Genomic DNA, 20,981 nt, shown 5'->3' with positions numbered 1-20,981 from the left:
AAAAAATCCCTTTTGCAAAGGCAAAAGGGATTTTTTGTTATCTAATGATTTCTATTGTACCAGCTTTCCGGTTTTTTCGTCTACTTCTTTTCTTATGACCAGCACAGCATTTTTGTTGGGCGATATTGCAACCCCATCCAGGCCGGCGTACACTTTTGTAAATTCGGCTCCGAAATACAGGATAATGGAAGAATAATATACCCATGTTAAAAGTATGACAATAGAAGCTGATGTGCCATAAGTTGCTCCGAGATCAGCCTGACCGATATAGAAAGTGATCACGAACTTACCAATTAAAAAAAGTACTGCAGTAAATGCAGCACCTACAATACATTCTTTCCATTTTACATGTCCATCGGGCAATACTTTAAAAATAACCGTAAAGAGAGAAGTAATGATGGTCAGTAACAGCGCCATATTAACAATATAAAATACAACTACCGAAGCTTCTGAAAAGCGTTGTTCCAATCTTGAACTTAGCAAGTCTACCAACGCATTTACACCCAAAGAAACCAGCAGAAGAAATCCCAAAGTGAGGATAATTGAAAAAGAAAGCAGCCGGTTTTTAAGATATTGAAGCCAGCCTTTTTTAGGTTTGGATTTAATAGACCATATATAATTGATAGAATCCTGAATTTCTGCAAATACCCCGGTTGCACCGATTAATAAAGTACCAATGCCAATAGCAGCTGCAACGCCGGACTTTTTTGACATTTCGGCATTTTTAAGTATTTCAAGCAGCTGTTCCGCGGCATTTTTACCAACCAATGAAGTAATTTGCCCAAAAACCTCTCCCTGAATATCCCCATTTCTGTAAAAAAAATTAAGCACAGAAATAATTACCAGCAACATGGGAGCCAGAGAAAAAATGGTATAATACGACAGAGCCGCACTTAATTTCAGGCCATTATCATCCATAAATCCATTAAAACTGTCTTTGAGCAGAGAAAGAGAGAGCTTGATTGTTTTCATAGGAGACGTATTTCTTAACTTTTAATATTTTGATATTTACAATTTTTGAAACATAATCGTGCCAGAAAGCTGTATGCCAATCCTGTATGACCGGAAATTTAAGGTTTAACTTAAAATTGATATTAATATTGATGTAGTTTAAAGAAGGGCAAGAAAGTCAGTTATAAATAAAAAGACCAGCTAAATGTGAAAAAATCAATGTTGGGAAATTAAGATTCCGGCACTTTAAATGAACTTGGAGAATCCTTGAAAAATGCAGTATAAGGATGTGAGTGTTTCTGTACTGAATGATTATAAGCCAAATGTTTACACCGATAGCATCTAAGGGTGCAAAAAGAATTTTACGATAACTTAATTCAAAAGAAGTCAAGTTTCAAACGGTGACGCCTATACTTGACTCCTTTATCTCTAAATATTATTTAATTTTTATAACAACAATCCTGCAATAGTCGCTGACATATAGGACGCCAAGGTACCGCAAATCAGTGCCTTAAATCCGATACGGGCCAGATCAGCGCGGCGTGAGGGAGCAAGTTCTCCAATACCTCCCACCTGAATGGCAATAGAGCTGAAATTAGCAAAACCACACAGGGCAAAACTAGTAATAACGATCGTTTTATGATCCAGTGTGTCCTTCAATTTTACCATATCCAGATAAGCCACGAATTCATTGATTACCATTTTGGTACCCATTAGTGAACCCGCTGCTTCGATATCTTTACCAGGAACGCCCATTGCCCATGCAAATACGGAAAATACTTTACCTAGAATGAAATTGAAACTCAACTGAGGAAAAGCAAAAATACCACCTATCAATCCCAATAAATAATCCAAAAGCGCTACCAGTGCAATAAACCCGATTAGCATTGCTATTACATTAAACCCTACTTTCAATCCCTCACCTGCACCTGCTGCAATAGCATCCAATAAATTAGCATGTGTTTTAGTAACTTCCAGCTTTACAGCGCCTTTTGTAGTAGATTGTTCCGTTTCCGGATAAACAATTTTAGAGATCACCAACGCACCCGGAGCGGCCATTAAACTAGCTGCGATCAGATACGGAGCGGGCACGCCCAAGGAAATATACACCGCCATTACACCTCCTGCAATACACGCAAAACTGCCCGTCATAGATGACATAAGTTCAGACTTAGTCATGTTTTTCAGATAAGGCTTAATCATGATCTGTGCCTCAACCTGCCCTACAAACGTACTTGCGACATTAGAAACTGCCTCGGCTCCGCTAACACCCATTAACCAGTATACGCCTTTGGCAATAATTGAAACTACGCGCTGCATAATACCCAGGTGATAAAGTATGTTCACCAGCACGGCCACAAATATGATGGTAGGAATTACTTTAAAAAAGAATACAAAATCGTTTCCGGGACCAAATGCACGCTGCATTAATTCGGGACGAACCAAGGTTCCGAATACGAAATCAGCGCCCTGATCCGAGAAAGAAAGCAATTTTTGAACTTTTGCGCCTAACCATTGAAAGATAGATTGTCCAACATCTGTACGAAGAATAAAAACAGCCAGACCGAGCTGAATTCCCAACCCGACGCCAACAGTACGATAATTAATAGCTTTACGGTTATTTGACATTGCGTACGCAATACCCAAAATCAATACAATGCCAATCAGGCCGGTAAATCTTTCCATGTAAATTAGTTGATGCTTTTTTCAGGGTGCAAAATAACAACATTTTAATGGTAAGTCACACGGGTACTGAAATATCACGGAAGTGAATTAAACTTCAACGATTCAGAATATTTTTTTACTGAAAAATCTAAGAATTTATTGTTGGACAGGATTAAAAACCTGCCGTAGTTTAGTAAAGTTTACATTGCTTATTTTAAAAATCCTGTAAATCCTTTAATCCTGTCTCAAGAAAACCTTTAACTCGTCTTACGGTAATTCAAAATGGCCCAGCTGTTTAGTACAATGGCAAAAGCAATGATTTTAATAAAATGGTATTGAAGATCACGAAAACCACTTCCTTTTAAAACAACCATTCGCATTACATCAATAAAATAAGTAACGGGATTGAAATAGGCGATCATTTTTGCCCATTCCGGCATACTTTCAATAGGTGTAAAAAGTCCGCTCATTAATATAAATATCATTACAAAGAAAAATGCCACAGACATAGCCTGCTGCTGCGTTTCACAAAAAGTAGAAACAAGCAAACCAAAACCAAGTATGGCCAAAAGATATAATCCAAGGAATCCATACAAAAGCAATATACTTCCAACAGGCACAATGTGATAGATAAAACGAGCGATAACGAGTAAACCGAATGTAAAAATGAGTACTCCCAGGATCCAGAATGGAATAAGTTTGCCCAGGATAAAATGAAATTTCCTGATTGGCGTTACGTTTATTTGTTCTATTGTACCGATTTCCTTTTCCTTGACAATATTTAATGCCGACATGTATCCGCCTATCATGGTAACTAAAACGGCCAGTATTCCAGGAACCATAAAAAAATCGTAATTCATATGCGGATTGAACCAGTTGGCTGAGGTAACTTCAATGACAGGCTGTACGTTAAAACGCTCCGGGGTAATCCACTCCAAACGCACATCACTATTATAGTCAGCAATAATCCTGTTCAGATAAGCACCTCCAACTCCGGCTTTGGTACCATTGATCGCGTTAACGGCTATAAATAATTTTCCTTCATTTTCGCGAACCATATTCCTTTCAAATCCAACCGGAATTTCAAGTATCAGATCGGCCTTATCATTCTCAATTAATTTATCAGCGCTTTTATATAAATCGTTATAACCTGCCATGTGAAAATAACCCGACGCGGTGATCTTTGAAACCAGTTTTTGCGAATAAGTCGAATGATCATGATCCACAACGGCTATGTTAATATTTTTCACTTCATAATTTGCTGCTAACGGCAAGACCAGAAGTTGTACACTTGGCAGAATGAAAAGCATGGGCAGCATGGCCTTATTCCGGAATATTTGCCGAAACTCTTTTTCCAGTAAAAATCTGATCGTTCTCATATTAGCTGATGGCTATTAGCAGTTAGCTGAATAATTCTTAGGAAAATTTATTATTCCAACCTGATCCTGAATTTTTTCAAACTCAAAAAAAGCAGGAAAACAGTCATTCCAAAAAGGATAAGCGTTTCTTTCCAGATAGCTGTGATACCGAGTCCTTTGATCATAATTGCTTTTACGATCACATAATAATATCTGGAAGGAACAACTCTGGAAATCATTTGTAAAGGCCAGGGCATGTTTTCAATCGGAAACATAAATCCTGTAAATAACATTGTTGGCAGCATCATTCCCATTAATGAAATCAACATAGCCGATTGTTGTGATTCAGTAATGGTTGAGATCAATAAACAGAAAGAAAGTGCGGTAATAATGTAAAGCGTACTGACGGCAAATAACAATAACACACTACCGTTAACGGGCAAATCGAGTGCAAAAACGCTTAATAAAAGTATGATTGTAAGATTGACAAGAGACAATAATAAATAAGGAACGGCTTTTGCCAAAATCACTAAAATCGGCTGAAATGGCGATACCAGCAAAATTTCCATTGTTCCCAGTTCCTTCTCCCTGACAATGGATATGGAGGTCATCATTACACAAATTAATAACAATACAAGTGACATTACACCCGGAACAAAATTTGGGGCGCCTTTCAATTGAGGATTGTACAGCATCCGGATTTCAGAAGTAATCTGATATGGCAATGCATTATTTTGCTGTAGTTCTGACTGATAATCCAGCATAATACTCGTCACATAATTGGTTAGGGTATTGGCAGTATTAGGATCGGAACCATCGGCCAGGATCTGGATCCGGGCTTTGTGCAGATGTGATAAATCGTCATTAAAATGTGCCGGAAAGACTACAGCCATTTTAACTTTTCCACTTTTGAAAGCCGCTTCCAGATCATTGTTCCCAATAAGGGATTTTTCTATTTCAAAATACCGGCTGGCTTCTATCCGGTTGACAATTTTACCTGTTGCCTCATCTTTTGCATAATCCAGTAACGCAATTTTTGAATTCTTGATCTCATTAGTTAATGCAAAACCAAACAGTACAATCTGAACAATCGGCAAGCCAAATAACAATAAAAGCGATTTTTTATCTCGGAAAACATGATAAAATTCCTTTCTGATAAAGGCTCTCATTTGTAATAAAAGTGCTTTTCGTTTTATCATTTTCGCTGGTGGTTAGGTTACACGGAGAGTCACAGAGTTTAAATGAGAGTCACAGAGTTATTTTTTATTCAGCTCGTTTTGCGCCCCTGGCTAACTGGTAAAAAACCTCGTCCATGGAATCTGCTTTAAATTGCCGTTTCAGGTTGGCCGGGGAATCCAGTGCTTCTATCCGGCCATCGACCATGATTGAAATTCGGTTACAATATTCGGCTTCGTCCATATAATGCGTCGTTACAAAAATGGTCATTCCGCTATCTGCCGCTGCGTATATCAAATCCCAGAATTGCCGCCTCGTAACCGGGTCAACGCCGCCAGTCGGTTCATCCAGAAACACAATTTTAGGATTGTGTATAATTGCTACCGAAAAAGATAATTTTTGCTTCCAACCCAGTGGCAATTCCCCAACCAGCTTTTTTGTCTGGTTTTGCAATCCCAGGTCTTCAATCAGATTTTCTCCTTTCTGTTTCAGATCCGCATTACTCAAACCATAAATTCCACCAAAAAACCTGATGTTTTCCAAAATCGTCAGATCCTCGTACAATGAAAATTTCTGGCTCATATAGCCAATGTTTTTCTTGATTTCTTCGGTTTGTTTATACACATCAAATCCGGCTACTTTTGCTTCACCCGAAGTTGGTATAGACAATCCGCAGAGCATACGCATCGCCGTAGTTTTTCCGGCTCCATTTGCTCCCAAAAAACCAAAAATTTCACCTTGTTTTACCTCAAATGTAATTTCATTGGTTGCCGTAAAATCGCCAAAACGTTTGGTTAATTTATTGGCCGATATAGAAATCCGGTTGTCGTTCATTGGTGTATATTTAGCTGCTCAACCTGATAAAACAATCTTCAATAGTTGGTTCTATTTTTTTAATTTCCAGCCTTTTATGATTTTTTAAATTTAAAAATCCAGTTAATTTTTCTACCGAATCAGCCTGTTCGTTTTTAAAAGTCAAATGCAGGTATTCTCCAAATGCAAAGCAGCTTTTCGTTTCTGCATTGGATCTTACATCTTTTAGCAACTGATAAATGTCTGCTGCCTTAATAGCATACAATTGTTCAGGAAAAGCATTTACAATTTCCTGAGGTGTATCAATAGACATAATCCTGCCGCCCTGGATTAATGCTATACGATCACACAAGGTAGCTTCATCCATATAAGGCGTGGAAACCAGGATCGTAATTCCCTGTTCTTTCAGTTTTTTCAGCATTTCCCAGAATTCCTTTCTCGAAACAACGTCTACGCCTGTTGTAGGTTCGTCCAGAAATAACACAGTTGGTTTGTGGATCAAAGCACAGCATAGCGCCAGTTTCTGTTTCATTCCACCCGATAATTTCCCGGCCCGTCGTGTTTTAAAAGGCTCGATCTGAATGTAAATGTCTTTGATCAGATCATAGTTTTCATCAATAGTTGTGTTGAATAAAGTAGCAAAAAAATGGAGGTTTTCCTCAACCGTTAAATCCTGGTACAAAGAGAACTTTCCGGGCATATATCCCACTTTATTGCGGATCATTTTATAATCATTCACAACATCAAACCCGTCCACATTTGCCTGCCCGCTATCGGGTAAAAGTAAAGTAGTAAGCATCCTGAATATGCTCGTCTTACCAGCTCCGTCCGGACCGATCAATCCAAACAATTCACCTTTCTTAACCGAAAATGAAACAGCATCCACCGCCCTGACACTCCCCTTATTATAAGTTTTTGTCAAAGCGTCACAATACACGCCATCACTTACATTGTCTGGATTCATCCGTTATACCTTTCTATTTTTCTTCCATCCCCTTCCACCTTTACCCCATCATTGCCCCTTTCAAAACTTCACCTCACCATACATTCCGATTTTTAAAAACCCATCATTTTTTACGAGTGCTTTAATAGCATAAACCATGTTGGCACGTTCTTCCTTTGTCTGGATAGTTTTGGGTGTAAATTCTGCTTTATTGCTGATCCATGTTATCAACCCCTCATATTCTTTGTATTTATCTGCTCCGTCATCTACCAAAACCTTAATTTTCTGATTCTGCCTGACTTTCGAAAGCTGATCACCAGTAATGTAAGCACGCATGATGATCCCAGTCAGGTCAGCTATTTTATATAGTGGTTTTCCCGGAACCGCCATTTCGTTGGTTTCTATATATTTAGTAAGCACCATTCCTTTCAATGGATTAATAATCCTGCATTTTGCAAGCTGGTCTTCAACCTGTTCCACCTGGATCCCGAGAGGAGAACGTTCGCTTAATAATCCGCTTTTCTGTGTTGATAACGCGGAAGTCTGTGCAATATCCTGATTACGGATCACATCCAGTTGTCTTTGCAGCATATCCAGCTGGCCATTAATATCGTCAAGTTGTTTCGGTGTTGCAGCATCTGCTTTCAGCAAATTTTCCGTCCGCTTTTTTTCAACTAAAAGTGTATTGATCTGACTTTCGGTTACTGCAATCTGCTTTTTAAAAGTCCCCGTCTGGGCGGCAATTTCAGGTGTTTTACTGCCAATTGTCCTGATCTGTGCTTCGAGCTGTTTCTTTTTTAAATACAACTGAATGCTGTCTATGGATCCTACCTGCTGACCAGCCGCCAGCGTTTGCCCTTCTTCTATATTAAAGTTCTGAACCGTACCGGTTGCCTGAGCGGAAATTATTGTTTCTTCCGCCTCAAATGCCCCGGACGCATCAAATTCATTTTTTTCATTCTGACAGGATATTATCAGAATGAAAAGAGCAATTGCCATTTTGTGTTGAAATATATTTTTCATGATAAATATTGTGATGAGGAATATCTGAATAAGGATTTATGGCCAATTAATTCCCTAAGGTAGTTTTCAACCTATATTGTGCGTAAAGCAGCTGCACCTGGTGTAAAGCAAGATTTTGTCTGGACTGGCTTTCCAAATTAACATCACGAACATAATCTGCCGGCATTTTTACACCATTTTCCAATTGTGCATTTGATGCGTTTTTCACATTCGTTCTTAGACCAATAATGGCATCATCGGTGCCGATTAATTCTTTTAATTTGGCAATTTCAGACTGATCCTGCGTAGCGGAAATATTATTATTGAATAAAAAAGATTCTTTTTGAATGTCCAGCGAGCGCCGGTTATTTTCCAGGATTAGCCTGTCTGATTTATTGGTGTAAAAACCGGTTAATAACCAACTAAAACGTATACCTCCGACGCCATAAAAGACAAATTCATTTTTCAGGAAATTCAGCCCAGGTTTTCCATATCCGCCCTGAACAAACAAACTTATTTTAGGTTGATTTTTGGCTGTCAACATATACTCATTGATATCAATAAGCCTTTTCCGGTAATCAAACCCTGCTAATTCGGGCCGCATAGGCGTTCCATTCTGATCCGGAACTGGTGGTTCTGCCAAAATAGTATTTGAATTAAGCGACTGCCCAATGAATAAGCTGAGCATATCCAGATACGCTTTTTGTAATGCTTTCTGTTCCGTTGCGGCTTGGTCAGCCAGCAGTAGTTCAGCTTTTAATACATCCGCGTTACTTTTAAAAGCAATACCATTAGCTATGGCTCCATTGGTTCTGTCCAATCCCGATTGAATGTCATTTTTGCGAAGCTCAGTTAACAATAATTGTTTGTTAATCAGCAATATGCCAAAATATAACTGATTGATCCTTTCCCGTAGCCTGTACAGTTCGACAGTAACGTTTTGTTCTTCCACAATAGCATTGGCCTCATGCAGCTTCTTTTGATTCCTGATCATTCCACCATCATAAAGCGTCTGGTTTATTTCTCCATATACTTTGTACTGATCCTTACTTAACTTCGGAATATCCATTCCCGGAAAACTGAAAGGAATCCCGGTAACATCTGATTGATATGTTGCTTGTCCAAGAATACTGATTTGAGGCAGATATCCTTTTTGAGCATTTTCGATAGAATATGCTTTTGTCTGGGCTATCAGATTTTTCTGTTTGGCAAGCGGATAGTGTTGTTCGGCTAGCTCATAACATTGCTGTAGCGTTATCGACTGCGCTTTTGCATCAAAACAGGAAACTATAAAAAGCAGTATAAAAGACGTTTTTTTCATGTCACCATCGTTTTATTTAATCAACACTTTTAATCATTTGATTAATGTCAGGTCAAAAAAATAGCCAAACCCGTGCTACTTCTTTTAAGCATTTCTTTAATCCAGATCGGGATCATTTTTTTCCGTTCCTGCATCATTCCAGTAAACTGGTCATCTGCCATGCCACCAATTTTCTTCAAAAGCGGACTTCCAATAAAAGGGAAGATCGTAAGGCCAAGAATATTCATCAGAATCTGAAGCGGATTTATTGGTTCTATTTCACCAGCTTCAATGGCTTGTTTTAGTTGTTTAACAAAGTAAGAATGCATGACAGTACTATCCAGTTTCATCTTTTCAATCAGGCCGCCCGGATCATATCTTATTTCACTTAAAACGAATATTGGCATGTCTGGCTGCACAGTTAGCATGTCGATATATGCATTTACTATACGTGTAATTTTATCTTCATAACCCGTTTTTTCATCATTCGCTATGGCAAAAATCCCGAACATAAATTGCTTCATATTATCGGCCATGATCAGATCAAATAGTTTTTCCTTACTGCGAAAATAATAATTCAGTAATGCCAGATTGATTCCTGCTTCTTCCGCAATATCCCTCGTTCTTGTTCCGGCATAACCTTTCCGGGTAAATAATTTATATGCTGCCGCCTTAATCTTTTCCTCTGTCGACTGGTCAATTGCCTTTTTTGGCTTACTCTTCATCAGGTTTTTAGCTTGTATCATTTCTCTTCAAAAATAATAAAGAGATTTTATTAATCAAATAATTTAATCAAATGATTAATAAAAAATCGTGATTTTAGTTTTATGGATTGATTCCTTATATCGCGGCCATTATCTTTTCATTACTAAACTTTGTATTTTTGTTTATGAGCTTAATCAAAAAGTCCCAGTCTTTCAATGAAATTCCATCATATGATAAGGAATATTGGTGGGCCAAAAGTCCTCAGGAGCGATTGGATGCTGCTTTAAAACTGATTCAATATGCAAAAGAGCTTTATAAGTCCAATCCTGCAAACACTCCGCTAGACAATGGAAGAAGAATATTTAAGTCTGATTCGCCTGTTGAACGAAGAAAACGTTGAATATGTGGTTCTTGGCGGGCATGCGGTCATTGCACACGGATATTTAAGGACAACCGGAGATATTGACATTTTTGTCAGTCCAAGTGAGCAAAATGCACGAAATATTGTGAAAGCTTTGGAACGCTTAGGTTATACCAATGGTGAATTTGAAGAAAGTGATTTTACCCTGGTTCCAAATTATTTATCCTTTAGCCGGTACGACGGCTGGATCGACATAATGACATTTACTCTTGGTGTCACTTTTGAGGAGTGTTATCAGAATCGGGTTATATTGAATGTGCAGGATACCGCAGTCAACTTTATAAGCTTACGAGATTTACTATTAAATAAACAAGCAGTTGCCCGTCCTCAGGATTTGCGAGATTTAGAAAATTTACCACCGGCAAATTAATTTTGAAATTTTCATTTCTCTTTTACTACCATATTATCTGCATGCCTGTGAATCATCTTCCAGCCATCCGCTTCTTTCCTGAATAAAATGGTTACCCGCAAATCTATGCCTTTTCCATTAGTCGGGATATAATGCTCTGCCTGTAATAAATAGGCTACGTCTGCTCCAGCATGACTGCTCACGTTTTCAAATGTGTAAGTACTGCCTGCCGGCATTTTTTTACTGGCCCAATCCAACCGTGGTTCTACTGATTTCCATCCTTTTTCTTCAATTCCGCCAAACCCGCCGAAAATTGTCACGTCATCTCCATGCGACCACAATGCTTTCAATGCCTCTGGTTTTCCCTGGAAAAATTCTCTGTTGGCTTCCTGCATCTTATTTACAACTACTTCAAATTCTTTATCAGCTTTCTCTTTTAATGAAATCATACTTTTTTTCACCGGAGAAGGCTCTGACTTCGATTCAACTGCTTTTGATCTGTATTTAAATGATGATGCCAGCAAAATCAATAAAATAAAGACCGATATTTTTCTATTCATGGCTAATAAATTATTAAGTAATCCTTTCTTATAATCAGGTTACAAATATCTGACGGAAATTATTGAAAAAGTAGCGTATAATTACCTGATTTTTATTGCAGGTGTTTGTACTTGTACTTACGAGCCCGAGCTTTTATCAGATCAAAAATTGTAATAATAGCTGGCAATAATTTTCTACATTTATTGTATACTTCATCAGTTTAAACCATAATTCCTGATATGAAAACACTGGAAGAAATCTACGAAGAAGACCCAACACAAAAAATCATTGACGAAGGAGCCGGTTATGCAGCTGAGCAATCTTTAAAAGATGGATATTGGATTACATATCACGATGACGAGTATCCTGAATTTATTGTTCAGGAACAGCCCGATGGAAAAAGGTTTTTAATAGATATTGAAATTTTATACGATGCCAACGGTGTTGCTTATGATTCAAAAATTATAACCATCAGAGAAATCCCGGCATTAAATAAATGAATTCTATTCCACTTTTAATTATTATAGGTGGTCCAAACGGGTCTGGAAAAACTACTCTATCGAGTTATCTTATAAAAAAAGGAAGGATAAATGTACATTTAACTCCTGTTATCAATCCAGATGATATCGCTCTAACTATTGCTGGTTCAGATCAGGCTGATAAGGAATTTCAGGCAGCAAGGATAGCACTCGCAAAACGTGAACATTGTATATCAGAAAGACAAAGTTTTGCCATTGAAACTACATTTTCTGGTAATTCTGAGATTCGACTATTGAATCAAGCAAAAGAAGCAGGCTATAAAATAATTGGATATTTCGTCACCCTTAAAAATGTTAAAGATAGTATTGCACGTGTAAAAGACAGAGTTGAAAAAGGTGGTCACAACGTACCTACAAAAAATCTGCTGATACGCTACGAATGATCTTTACAGAATCTGACGGAGAATTTTCAGAAATTTGACCGGCTTTATTTGTTCGATAACAGTTTAAAAATTCGTTCAAGAATTGCTATTATTGACAATGGATCATTGTTTTGGCTTAATAAAAAACATCAGGATCACTTGTTAATAAATAGATTAGACATTCCTGAAAACTAACTTTTTAAAAAAATACGGCTCCAAATCTTTCGAAATGAAGCCGTAAAAGTGAACCTGAATTATAATTTTAATACCCCAAAACAGGCGATAGCCATTTTTCAATTTCTTCCAGAGGCATATCTTTTCTTCTTGCATAATCTTCAACCTGATCTTTAAATATCTTCCCAACAGGGAAATAACGGCTGTCAGGATGTGAAAAATACCAGCCGCTCACACTGCTTGCGGGGTACATTGCATAACTTTCTGTCAATGTAATTCCAAGTTGTTCAGCATTCAGCAAGTCAAATAACCTGCGTTTTTCGGTATGATCCGGACAGGCTGGATAACCAGGTGCCGGGCGAATTCCTTTATATACCTCTTTAATCAGTTCTTCGTTTGTCAGCTGTTCGTCTTTCGCATGTCCCCAGATTTCTTTACGTACCCTTTCGTGCATCAGCTCTGTTAACGCTTCCACCAAGCGGTCAGCAAGGGCCTTTACCATGATGCTGTTATAATCATCATGATCTTTCTCAAATTTCTCGATCAATGGTTCTATACCAATTCCTGCTGTTACTGCAAAAGCACCAATATAATCGGTATGTCCGGTTTCCAGTGGTGACACAAAATCAGAGAGGCAATAGTTAGGCAAATTGGCTGCTTTCTGGCTTTGCTGACGTAAATGGTGCAACACAACAGCCGTATCATTCACAAGTTCACCAGCATTCAGATTTTCCAGTCCGTGCTGACTGATTTTGTATTCAATATGCTGATGCGATCCATGCCGTTCACAGGATACTTCTTTCGTTTCTTCTTCAAAATGATGCAGAACAATATCATCCTGAATTGAATTGGCTGGCCAGAACCCAATCACAGCTTTGGCTTTAAGTGTTTTGTCACGGATTATTTCTCCGAGTAAAACAGCCGCATCTTCAAAAAGTTTTCCTGCTTCTTCTCCCACCACTTTATCTTCCAGTATCGCAGGATATTTTCCGTGTAATTGCCAGGTCTGGAAAAATGGTGTCCAGTCTATATATTTAGCAATTTCAGCCAGGTCATAATCTTCATAAACCCTTGTTCCTAAAAACTGTGGTTTGGTAGCTTTAAAATTACTCCAGTCTATTTTCGCTCTGTTATCACGTGCTTTATCTATGGCAACATGCGCCTTCTCCCCGCCTCTTTTTGCATGGTCTTCCCTGAGTTTGGCGTATTCTATTTTAATATCCGACAGTACTTTTGCCTGACTCACATCACTTTGAATCAATTTCCCAGCAACAGGAACCGAGCGGGACGCATCCAAAACGTGAATTACGGCACCGGAATAATTCGGGTCAATTTTAACAGCCGTATGAATACGTGAAGTAGTTGCCCCACCTATTAAAAGCGGCATAGTAAAATGCCTTCTTTCCATTTCCTTGGCCACACCCACCATTTCATCCAGTGAAGGGGTGATCAATCCGGAAAGCCCGATAATATCAACATTGTGTTCAATTGCAGCTGCAAGGATTTTATCCGTAGAAACCATTACACCCAGATCAATAATTTCATAATTATTACAGCCAAGTACTACGCCTACGATATTTTTACCAATATCATGTACATCCCCTTTTACAGTTGCCAGTAAAATTTTACCTGCAAAAGAAGAACCTTCATTTTTCTCAGCTTCAATAAACGGCTGCAAATAAGCCACCGCTTTTTTCATTACACGTGCAGATTTTACAACCTGAGGCAGGAACATTTTTCCGGCTCCGAATAAATCTCCAACGATGCTCATTCCATCCATCAATGGCCCTTCGATGACTTCCAGAGGACGTCCGTATAAATGCCGGCATTCTTCAACGTCTTCATCTACATAGTCCGAAATCCCCCGCACCAATGCATGCGACATGCGTTCTTTCACTGACAATGTACGCCATGTCAGATCCGGGCCGGTTGCTACTTTACCTTTATCTTTTATCGTTTCAGCAAATGTGATCAGCCTGTCGGTAGCGTCAGGACGACGATTTAAAAGCACGTCTTCAACCAGTTCAAGCGTTTCTTTTGGAATTTCATCATAAATACCAATCTGTCCCGCATTCACAATTCCCATATCCATTCCTGCACGAATTGCATGATATAAAAATGCAGTATGGATCGCTTCGCGAACGAGTTCATTCCCACGAAAACTGAAAGAAACATTGGAAACTCCACCCGATACTTTCGCAAAAGGCAAGTTCTCCTTGATCCAGCGCGTTGCGTTGATAAAGTCGACAGCATAATTATTATGCTCTTCCATTCCCGTTGCCACAGTCAGAATATTTGGATCAAAAATGATGTCCTGAGGTGGAAAACCAACTTCATCAACCAAAATCCGGTAAGCCCGGCTGCATATCTCAATTCTTCGTTCCAGATTATCCGCCTGCCCGTTTTCGTCAAAAGCCATAATCACGGCAGCGGCTCCATAACGTAATACATTTCGTGCTGATTCTTTGAATTTCTCTTCGCCTTCTTTTAGTGAAATTGAATTAACAATGGCTTTCCCCTGCACACATTTCAAACCAGCTTCTATCACTTCCCATTTTGATGAATCGATCATCAATGGAACGCGTGAAATATCAGGCTCGGCCGCCAATAAATTCAGAAAGGTTCTCATCGCTTCCACGCCATCAATCATTCCCTCATCCACATTCACATCAATAACCTGTGCACCATTTTCAACCTGATCACGTGCAATGGAAAGGGCTGCATCGTAATCACCGGTACGGACCAGTCGGGCAAACATTTTTGAACCGGACACATTACAACGCTCACCTACATTGACAAAATTGGTCAGCTTGGTAATGTCCATCGGTTCCAGACCTGATAGTTTCAGTATTGGTTCTGATTTCTGTATGGTTCTTGGTTTGTATTTAGCCGCCAAATCCGCAATTACACGGATATGCCCGGGGGTTGTACCACAGCAGCCACCAATAATATTGATCAGGTTATCCCTTAAAAATCCGTCGATCACTTCTCCCATTTGCTCGGGAGATTCATCGTACTCACCCATTTCATTAGGTAAGCCGGCATTAGGATGCGCAGATGTATAAAAAGGCGAATGATTAGCCAGGATCTGAACATATGGACGCATAAGATCAGCTCCCAAGGCACAGTTCAAACCAACTGATAAAAGAGGCAGATGTGAAATAGAAGTCAGGAATGCTTCGGTAGTTTGTCCGGATAATGTACGCCCTGATGCATCCGTAATAGTACCTGAAACCATAATTGGTAACACTTCCCCAGCCGCCACTTTCCATGAAGGAAGCACTTCAACTTTACCATTTTTGGCATCAACAAAAAATTTGTCAATCGCAAAAAGTGCTGCTTTTGCATTCAGCGTGTCAAAGACAGTTTCAACGAGAAGAAGGTCAACACCACCATCTGTTAAACCTTTAATCTGATCATAATACGCTTCTACAAGCTGATCAAAACTGATTGCCCGGTAACCCGGATTGTTCACATCCGGCGACAATGACGCCGTTCTGTTTGTTGGCCCCATTGAGCCCGCAACAAAACGGGGTTTATCAGGATTCTTCTCTGTAAACTCGTCTGCAACTTCACGCGCCAGCCGTGCAGATTCAAAATTTAATTCATAAACCAGTTCTTCCATGCCATAATCAGCCATGGCAATTGTGGTTCCCGAAAATGTATTGGTCTCAGCTATATCTGCTCCTGCTTCAAAATAAGCAGCATGGATTTCTTTAATAACATCCGGACGGGTCAGCGAAAGCAAATCGTTGTTTCCTTTCACATCATGGTGCCAATCCTTGAAACGCTCTCCGCTATAATCGTGGTCTTCTAATTTGTAGCGTTGAATCATCGTTCCCATAGCACCATCCAGCACCAGAATACGAGTTTTCAAAATTTCACGGATATCACTTTTTTGTGTTGCTACCATTATTTTACTTTTTAATTGTTCATTGTGAATAAATGCGTTCACGGTTGTAACTGCACTTTTTTTCAAATACAAATTTAGCTTAATAGATGTTTTGTTCAATAAAATCAAAAAAATCAGATTATTAGTCTACATTACCAACTACTTTTGCATAATTTATCTATGTTCAGGTGAGTTAAAAAGTGAATAAAGATATTCTATCTATGTATAATCTGGATGAGACAGATGCCAAAATTCTGCATTTCCTGCAACAGGACGCAACCCTTAAAACACGGGAATTATCAGAAAAGTTAAACCTTTCTTACACACCGGTTTATGAAAGGGTAAGAAGGCTTGAAAAAGAAGGTGTGATTAAAAAATATGTAGCACTAGTTGACCGTGAGAAGGTCGGCAAAAAATTGATGGCCTTTTGCAATATTGCGCTTAAAGAGCATTCAAAAGTGATGGGGGAAAAATTCGTAAATGCCATTGTCGCCATGCCGGAAGTAATGGAATGCTTCAATATATCGGGTGATTACGATTTTTTATTAAAGATCATTGTTGAAGATATGTCACAGTATCAGCAATTCTTGATGCAAAAACTGGGCTCGCTTGAAAACATTGGCAGTACACACAGTTTGTTTGTAATGGGTGAGATAAAAAATTCCTCAGAACTGGAAATGATTAACGGTAAAAAATAAATACGGTGCCGGAAAATTCCAGCGCCGTATTCCAACTCACCCCTAACAAAATTCTTTAATGCTTTTTATGACCTCTGCCTCCCATCGCAGGTTTCTCTAATTCTTTGCTAAAAGTACCATCCGCATTGAATAACAATATTTTAACTTTACTATCCAACAATATTGCTACAAAATATTGGCCATCCGCGTTCGTTCCTGCCTGTTTGATTTCGGAACCGGTATAAGTACTCGTAATATAATCAGTAACAGCAGCAGGAAGTGCACTTACTTCAACCGGAGTTAATTTCGCTTTTTTAACATGGCCTTTAAGCTCTTCTTTGAAAGTGCCGTCCGCGTTAAATAATAATCCCTTCAATGTACCATCGGCAAGCGTTATAGCCACCACAACTTTCCCTGATTCGTCTTTTGCAGCATAAGTAACGCTGGAACCTGCGTAAGTTGTACTGATATAATCAGTAATTGTTGCCGACAGATCGGCTAAAGCTACTTCTGTCAGTTTTCCTTTGCATTTTCCCAGGGTTACCGAATCAGTAGAAACCGCATACCTTGCAGCAGTAGTGGATACAACTTCCGCAATATCAGATAGTTCGTCAACCGGCGTTACCGTTGAATTTGAACTATCATTCTGACAAGAAGAAAACCACACACCCGATACCACAACCAACATTAACATCCATTTTTTAATCATGATCTTTTCAGTTTGAAGCGTTAAAAATGTTATCCATTTGCAACCATTACGTGACCTGTTTAAATCTTGTTGCAAACAGCCTGATTTTTTTGGTTATATTTATTTAAAAAACTTTGCAACAATAACCAGAGCCGGTGCGTACCTTATTTATGAAATCGAATCCCTGACAACCTTACGCCCTAACTTTGCTATTTGGAAGAAAAATATCCTTTGACCAAAACGACTTCGCGTCGGTGGTTTCTGCGTGCATTGCCGGTAACAGTCAGGCGCAAAGACATTTGTACAAACAATTTTTCGGATACTCAAAAAGTATCTGTCTGCGCTATACATCTTCTGCAGAGGAAGCGGAGGAGGTTTTGAACGAAGGTTTTTTGAAAGTATTTAATAACATTGAAAGGTATGATCAGAGTCATCCTTTCAAAGCGTGGCTTCGCACTATTATGGTTAATACCGCCATAAGTTATTACCGCAAGCACAAAAAACATTCCGAAGACATGATTTCGCTGGAAGATGCGCCATGTCCAAGATTTGAAGAAGATATCGTAAGCCAGATAACGGCCGATGAAATATTAAAACTGATTCAGGAAATTAAACCTATATACAAAAATGTATTTTTATTGTATGTAGTCGACGGATATAACCACAGAGAAATTGCAGAATTACTGCAAATTAACGAGGCAACAGTCCGGTCTCATTATGTAAGGGCAAGAGCCCGTTTGCAGCATCTGATTAAAAAATATTACCCACATCTCTTCCCAAGTGATTGGGCTGTAAAGTCATTCAAAGGAAATGAAAACTGATAAATTTGAAAAAACTATACGCCAGAAATTAGAGAGTATTTCACCAGACTTTCATGAGAATGACTGGGCCAAAATGCAAAATTATATGCAGGTCCATAATCCTCCGACTTTTTGGCAGCAATACGGTTCCTGGCTTGGCTATGCTGCTGCAGCGTCGGTTTCGACTGTGATGGCATTTTTGTATATCAATCAACTTTCACAAAACAATAATCTGGTTAGTGACGTAAAACAACTTCAAAATCAGATTGCGGTGATAAAAAGCGCGCCACCGCTAATCCGGAAAACGGATACCATTTATATTGTTCAAAAGGAACTAACGAAAGACCAGTTTCTTGAAAGAGAATCACAGAATTTCTCTGAATCTGAAAATACAGAGAGCCATATTTTGCGTCAGGAAATCAACCAATCTGAAATTGTACAGCAAAATAACAAACCAGCTCTTCAGGAATTTAGAACTCCTGATGATAAACCGGTTTATGCAGAAAATAATATTGGTAACCGTAAATCAGACAATACGGAACTGTCGGAAGGAAAAGCAGTTCCGGAAACAAGCAATGCAACAATTGCCGAAAAAAATAATGATATTCTTAAATCGGGGAACAGGGAATCATTCAATCAAAAACCAGTTCAGGAAGTTGCTGTAAACCAGCCAAATGAAAATTTCAGGAAAACCGGTACTTATAATCATCAACTAGAAAATAACCAGTCCGGAAATACTGGTAATATTGAAATAGCTGAAAATAATACAGCACTGCCACCTGTTCAGAGTTCGGCCAGGACATTGGATGAAAGTTTTAACCAGCTTACTGAAATACAGTCAGTTTCGTTGAAAAATAGTTCAAGGCAAATGAATTACGCTTTGGCCAATCGCTTGTCTTCAAGGCAAGCCAGAAAAGTATGGCTGGCAAATACTGCTGCATCGTCAAAAATGACTGTTGATGTCAAAAAAACAGAAAAAATTGCAAAAGCAGAAAACACTATTCCAAGGCTTAACCTGAAAGTGCCTTACCGGTTTGGAGCAGGAATGCAATTTGAAGGCCGTAACCAGATTAAAACTGTAACGGGTGAAGTTCTGATTTCGAAAAAATTCTCATTGTCTACTGGTGTTAGCTGGCTTAAAGTGAAACCAATGGAATTTTTCAATGAAAAGATTTTCAGGGACAAAAACCGTAAAGATTTTAAACGGTCACATCCAAACGAAGTACCGATGGCTTTTGAAATTAAGAATATCAGTGTAAAACCAACATTGGTTCAAATTCCGCTCACTATAGCTTTCCGCAGCGGCCTCAACCATAATTTCAGCTATTACGTAGGAGCAGGCACCAATGTAACCTTGAATGGCAAGGAGAAGTTTTCTTTCGACTGCATGGTACCAAGCCCTAACCGCGACCGTTTAACAAAATCATTCGAACGGAAAATGGATGTGCCTCTTATCAATTCTGTTAACTTTTCAGCGGGTATAGAGAAAACCTGGCACCCGGTTGTTTTGCAGCTGGAAGGATACGTTTATAGCTATTTCAAACAGCTTTCTCCGGAAAGCCAGCGAACTGGCCCCGGAGTTAAAATAAAGCTTTTGTACCAGATTGGTGGAAAAATGTAAGCGCAAGCAAAATGATTCTCGGCCGGCGAATTGAAATTTATGGTCAAAAAGCCCTATTTTTGGCATTTATTACTCCTTTACACTTAGCTCTTGAAATTCGCTGCAATTGATATAGGATCAAATGGTGCCCGTATGCAAATATCTTCGGTATTGCAGGACGAAGGTATTACCCGTTTGAAAAAAGTTGAATACGTAAGGTTTCCGTTGCGTTTAGGCCATGATGTTTTTACACAAGGTAAAATCTCGGCGTTGAGCGAAGACCGTATGATAAAACTGATGCTTGCTTACCAGCTTTTGATGGAACTGCATGAGGTTGAGGACTATATGGCTTGCTCTACCTCAGCTATGCGCGAAGCCGAAAATGGCCATCAGGTACGTGAAAATATTGAACAAAGAACCGGTATCCACATTCAGATTATTGACGGCCAGCGTGAGGCGGAACTGGTTAATAATGTGGTTGTTAAATCCCTGAGCGAAGGCCAGTATATTCACATTGATGTAGGCGGCGGCAGTACAGAGCTTAATATCTACCAGGATCGTAAGAAAATCATAGCCAAATCTTTCAAACTTGGTTCTGTAAGGCTTTTAGAAGGCAAAGAATCAAAAAGTATCTGGCCAAAACTAAAAGAATGGATCGTAGCCAATGTGGATTTCTCACAACCCATACAAGCGGTTGGTACAGGAGGTAATATCAATAAACTGTTTGATCTGTCGTCGAAGCTGACCGAAAGCTCTACGAGCCTGGAAGAAATTGAACGTATGCGTGATTACATTTCACAATTCACTCTCGAAGAACGCATTAACAAGTTACAGCTCAATCCTGACCGTGCAGACGTAATCGTTCCGGCGGGTGATATTTATACATCGGCCATGAAATGGGCGGGAGCACAGGTTATACACGTACCGGATGTAGGACTAAAAGACGGAATGCTGCAATTGCTTTATGACAGAACATTACGTAAGAAAAAAGCTTAATCCCATTCAGAAACAACAATACATATATAT

20 protein-coding genes are annotated in these 20,981 nt (G+C 39.0%); 8 read left to right on the top strand and 12 right to left on the bottom strand.

Annotated elements, in window-relative coordinates; all coding sequences use genetic code 11:
- Nucleotides 1–51 precede the first annotated feature (51 nt).
- The 9 genes from KZC02_RS21750 to KZC02_RS21710 form a co-directional block, all read right to left on the bottom strand.
- Nucleotides 52–972: a YihY/virulence factor BrkB family protein gene (locus KZC02_RS21750; RefSeq protein ID WP_221390619.1), complete on the bottom strand. Its 921-nt coding sequence runs from the start codon at nt 970–972 to the stop codon at nt 52–54.
- Between the two features lie 426 nt (nt 973–1,398).
- The gene (locus KZC02_RS21745) at nt 1,399–2,637 is read right to left on the bottom strand and encodes a NupC/NupG family nucleoside CNT transporter (RefSeq protein ID WP_221390618.1); all 1,239 of its coding nucleotides are present in this window, start codon (nt 2,635–2,637) and stop codon (nt 1,399–1,401) included.
- Nucleotides 2,638–2,873: 236 nt separating this feature from the next.
- Complete coding sequence (locus KZC02_RS21740; protein ID WP_221390617.1) at nt 2,874–3,995, bottom strand: ABC transporter permease; 1,122 nt, start codon at nt 3,993–3,995, stop codon at nt 2,874–2,876.
- Between the two features lie 50 nt (nt 3,996–4,045).
- Entirely contained in the window at nt 4,046–5,173 is a 1,128-nt protein-coding gene (locus KZC02_RS21735; protein ID WP_221390616.1) for an ABC transporter permease, read from the bottom strand.
- Between the two features lie 64 nt (nt 5,174–5,237).
- Nucleotides 5,238–5,984, bottom strand: coding sequence for an ABC transporter ATP-binding protein (locus KZC02_RS21730; RefSeq protein WP_221390615.1), 747 nt, complete (start codon nt 5,982–5,984; stop codon nt 5,238–5,240).
- 10 nt (nt 5,985–5,994) lie between these two features.
- On the bottom strand, nt 5,995–6,927 hold the full coding sequence (locus KZC02_RS21725) for an ABC transporter ATP-binding protein (RefSeq protein WP_221390614.1): 933 nt from the start codon (nt 6,925–6,927) through the stop codon (nt 5,995–5,997).
- Nucleotides 6,928–6,987: 60 nt separating this feature from the next.
- Nucleotides 6,988–7,929, bottom strand: coding sequence for an HlyD family secretion protein (locus KZC02_RS21720; RefSeq protein ID WP_221390613.1), 942 nt, complete (start codon nt 7,927–7,929; stop codon nt 6,988–6,990).
- Between the two features lie 46 nt (nt 7,930–7,975).
- Nucleotides 7,976–9,229 (bottom strand): TolC family protein, encoded by a 1,254-nt coding sequence (locus KZC02_RS21715; RefSeq protein ID WP_221390612.1) that lies wholly within the window; start codon nt 9,227–9,229, stop codon nt 7,976–7,978.
- A 47-nt stretch (nt 9,230–9,276) separates the two neighbouring features.
- Complete coding sequence (locus tag KZC02_RS21710) at nt 9,277–9,954, bottom strand: TetR/AcrR family transcriptional regulator (protein ID WP_229253720.1); 678 nt, start codon at nt 9,952–9,954, stop codon at nt 9,277–9,279.
- 143 nt (nt 9,955–10,097) lie between these two features.
- On the opposite strand from KZC02_RS21710, the gene KZC02_RS21705 reads away from it, so the two are divergent.
- Entirely contained in the window at nt 10,098–10,313 is a 216-nt protein-coding gene (locus KZC02_RS21705) for a hypothetical protein (RefSeq protein ID WP_221390611.1), read from the top strand.
- Nucleotides 10,261–10,704: a DUF6036 family nucleotidyltransferase gene (locus tag KZC02_RS21700; protein WP_221390610.1), complete on the top strand. Its 444-nt coding sequence runs from the start codon at nt 10,261–10,263 to the stop codon at nt 10,702–10,704. The genes KZC02_RS21705 and KZC02_RS21700 overlap by 53 nt, the downstream gene beginning before the upstream one ends.
- An 11-nt stretch (nt 10,705–10,715) precedes the next feature.
- On the opposite strand, the gene KZC02_RS21695 is transcribed toward KZC02_RS21700, so the two are convergent.
- The gene (locus tag KZC02_RS21695) at nt 10,716–11,243 is read right to left on the bottom strand and encodes a nuclear transport factor 2 family protein (protein WP_221390609.1); all 528 of its coding nucleotides are present in this window, start codon (nt 11,241–11,243) and stop codon (nt 10,716–10,718) included.
- A gap of 219 nt (nt 11,244–11,462) precedes the next feature.
- On the opposite strand from KZC02_RS21695, the gene KZC02_RS21690 reads away from it, so the two are divergent.
- Together KZC02_RS21690 and KZC02_RS21685 are read left to right on the top strand one after the other, a co-directional pair.
- Nucleotides 11,463–11,723: a hypothetical protein gene (locus KZC02_RS21690; RefSeq protein WP_221390608.1), complete on the top strand. Its 261-nt coding sequence runs from the start codon at nt 11,463–11,465 to the stop codon at nt 11,721–11,723.
- Nucleotides 11,720–12,145 (top strand): zeta toxin family protein, encoded by a 426-nt coding sequence (locus tag KZC02_RS21685; protein WP_221390607.1) that lies wholly within the window; start codon nt 11,720–11,722, stop codon nt 12,143–12,145. Before KZC02_RS21690 ends, KZC02_RS21685 begins: the two co-directional genes overlap by 4 nt.
- A gap of 241 nt (nt 12,146–12,386) precedes the next feature.
- On the opposite strand, the gene metH is transcribed toward KZC02_RS21685, so the two are convergent.
- Complete coding sequence (metH, locus tag KZC02_RS21680; RefSeq protein WP_221390606.1) at nt 12,387–16,211, bottom strand: methionine synthase; 3,825 nt, start codon at nt 16,209–16,211, stop codon at nt 12,387–12,389.
- A 200-nt stretch (nt 16,212–16,411) separates the two neighbouring features.
- Between metH and KZC02_RS21675 the strand changes: the two genes are divergently transcribed.
- A complete protein-coding gene (locus KZC02_RS21675; RefSeq protein ID WP_221395138.1) occupies nt 16,412–16,888 on the top strand; it encodes an Lrp/AsnC family transcriptional regulator in 477 nt (158 codons plus the stop codon).
- A gap of 55 nt (nt 16,889–16,943) precedes the next feature.
- On the opposite strand, the gene KZC02_RS21670 is transcribed toward KZC02_RS21675, so the two are convergent.
- A complete protein-coding gene (locus KZC02_RS21670) occupies nt 16,944–17,576 on the bottom strand; it encodes a PepSY-like domain-containing protein (RefSeq protein ID WP_221390605.1) in 633 nt (210 codons plus the stop codon).
- Between the two features lie 185 nt (nt 17,577–17,761).
- Between KZC02_RS21670 and KZC02_RS21665 the strand changes: the two genes are divergently transcribed.
- From KZC02_RS21665 to KZC02_RS21655, 3 genes are all read left to right on the top strand, one after another.
- Entirely contained in the window at nt 17,762–18,376 is a 615-nt protein-coding gene (locus KZC02_RS21665) for an RNA polymerase sigma factor (protein WP_221390604.1), read from the top strand.
- The gene (locus tag KZC02_RS21660; protein WP_221390603.1) at nt 18,366–19,976 is read left to right on the top strand and encodes a hypothetical protein; all 1,611 of its coding nucleotides are present in this window, start codon (nt 18,366–18,368) and stop codon (nt 19,974–19,976) included. The genes KZC02_RS21665 and KZC02_RS21660 overlap by 11 nt, the downstream gene beginning before the upstream one ends.
- 90 nt (nt 19,977–20,066) lie before the next feature.
- Nucleotides 20,067–20,951: a Ppx/GppA phosphatase family protein gene (locus KZC02_RS21655; RefSeq protein ID WP_221390602.1), complete on the top strand. Its 885-nt coding sequence runs from the start codon at nt 20,067–20,069 to the stop codon at nt 20,949–20,951.
- Nucleotides 20,952–20,981 lie beyond the last annotated feature (30 nt).

Origin of the sequence: Dyadobacter sp. NIV53 (assembly GCF_019711195.1) — a bacterium.
In the GTDB taxonomy this organism is placed as follows: domain Bacteria; phylum Bacteroidota; class Bacteroidia; order Cytophagales; family Spirosomataceae; genus Dyadobacter.
Note: the sequence above shows the minus strand (reverse complement) of the source record. Positions and strands in the feature narration are given on the sequence as shown.

Bases quoted from the DNA above. Each gene is read 5' to 3' on its own strand.
- KZC02_RS21750 (WP_221390619.1), bottom strand. From the start codon at position 972: ATGAAAACAATCAAGCTCTCTCTTTCTCTGCTCAAAGACAGTTTTAAT.
- KZC02_RS21745 (WP_221390618.1), bottom strand. From the start codon at position 2,637: ATGGAAAGATTTACCGGCCTGATTGGCATTGTATTGATTTTGGGTATT.
- KZC02_RS21740 (WP_221390617.1), bottom strand. From the start codon at position 3,995: ATGAGAACGATCAGATTTTTACTGGAAAAAGAGTTTCGGCAAATATTC.
- KZC02_RS21735 (WP_221390616.1), bottom strand. From the start codon at position 5,173: ATGATAAAACGAAAAGCACTTTTATTACAAATGAGAGCCTTTATCAGA.
- KZC02_RS21730 (WP_221390615.1), bottom strand. From the start codon at position 5,984: ATGAACGACAACCGGATTTCTATATCGGCCAATAAATTAACCAAACGT.
- KZC02_RS21725 (WP_221390614.1), bottom strand. From the start codon at position 6,927: ATGAATCCAGACAATGTAAGTGATGGCGTGTATTGTGACGCTTTGACA.
- KZC02_RS21720 (WP_221390613.1), bottom strand. From the start codon at position 7,929: ATGAAAAATATATTTCAACACAAAATGGCAATTGCTCTTTTCATTCTG.
- KZC02_RS21715 (WP_221390612.1), bottom strand. From the start codon at position 9,229: ATGAAAAAAACGTCTTTTATACTGCTTTTTATAGTTTCCTGTTTTGAT.
- KZC02_RS21710 (WP_229253720.1), bottom strand. From the start codon at position 9,954: ATGATACAAGCTAAAAACCTGATGAAGAGTAAGCCAAAAAAGGCAATT.
- KZC02_RS21705 (WP_221390611.1), top strand. From the start codon at position 10,098: ATGAGCTTAATCAAAAAGTCCCAGTCTTTCAATGAAATTCCATCATAT.
- KZC02_RS21700 (WP_221390610.1), top strand. From the start codon at position 10,261: ATGGAAGAAGAATATTTAAGTCTGATTCGCCTGTTGAACGAAGAAAAC.
- KZC02_RS21695 (WP_221390609.1), bottom strand. From the start codon at position 11,243: ATGAATAGAAAAATATCGGTCTTTATTTTATTGATTTTGCTGGCATCA.
- KZC02_RS21690 (WP_221390608.1), top strand. From the start codon at position 11,463: ATGAAAACACTGGAAGAAATCTACGAAGAAGACCCAACACAAAAAATC.
- KZC02_RS21685 (WP_221390607.1), top strand. From the start codon at position 11,720: ATGAATTCTATTCCACTTTTAATTATTATAGGTGGTCCAAACGGGTCT.
- metH (WP_221390606.1), bottom strand. From the start codon at position 16,211: ATGGTAGCAACACAAAAAAGTGATATCCGTGAAATTTTGAAAACTCGT.
- KZC02_RS21675 (WP_221395138.1), top strand. From the start codon at position 16,412: ATGTATAATCTGGATGAGACAGATGCCAAAATTCTGCATTTCCTGCAA.
- KZC02_RS21670 (WP_221390605.1), bottom strand. From the start codon at position 17,576: ATGATTAAAAAATGGATGTTAATGTTGGTTGTGGTATCGGGTGTGTGG.
- KZC02_RS21660 (WP_221390603.1), top strand. From the start codon at position 18,366: ATGAAAACTGATAAATTTGAAAAAACTATACGCCAGAAATTAGAGAGT.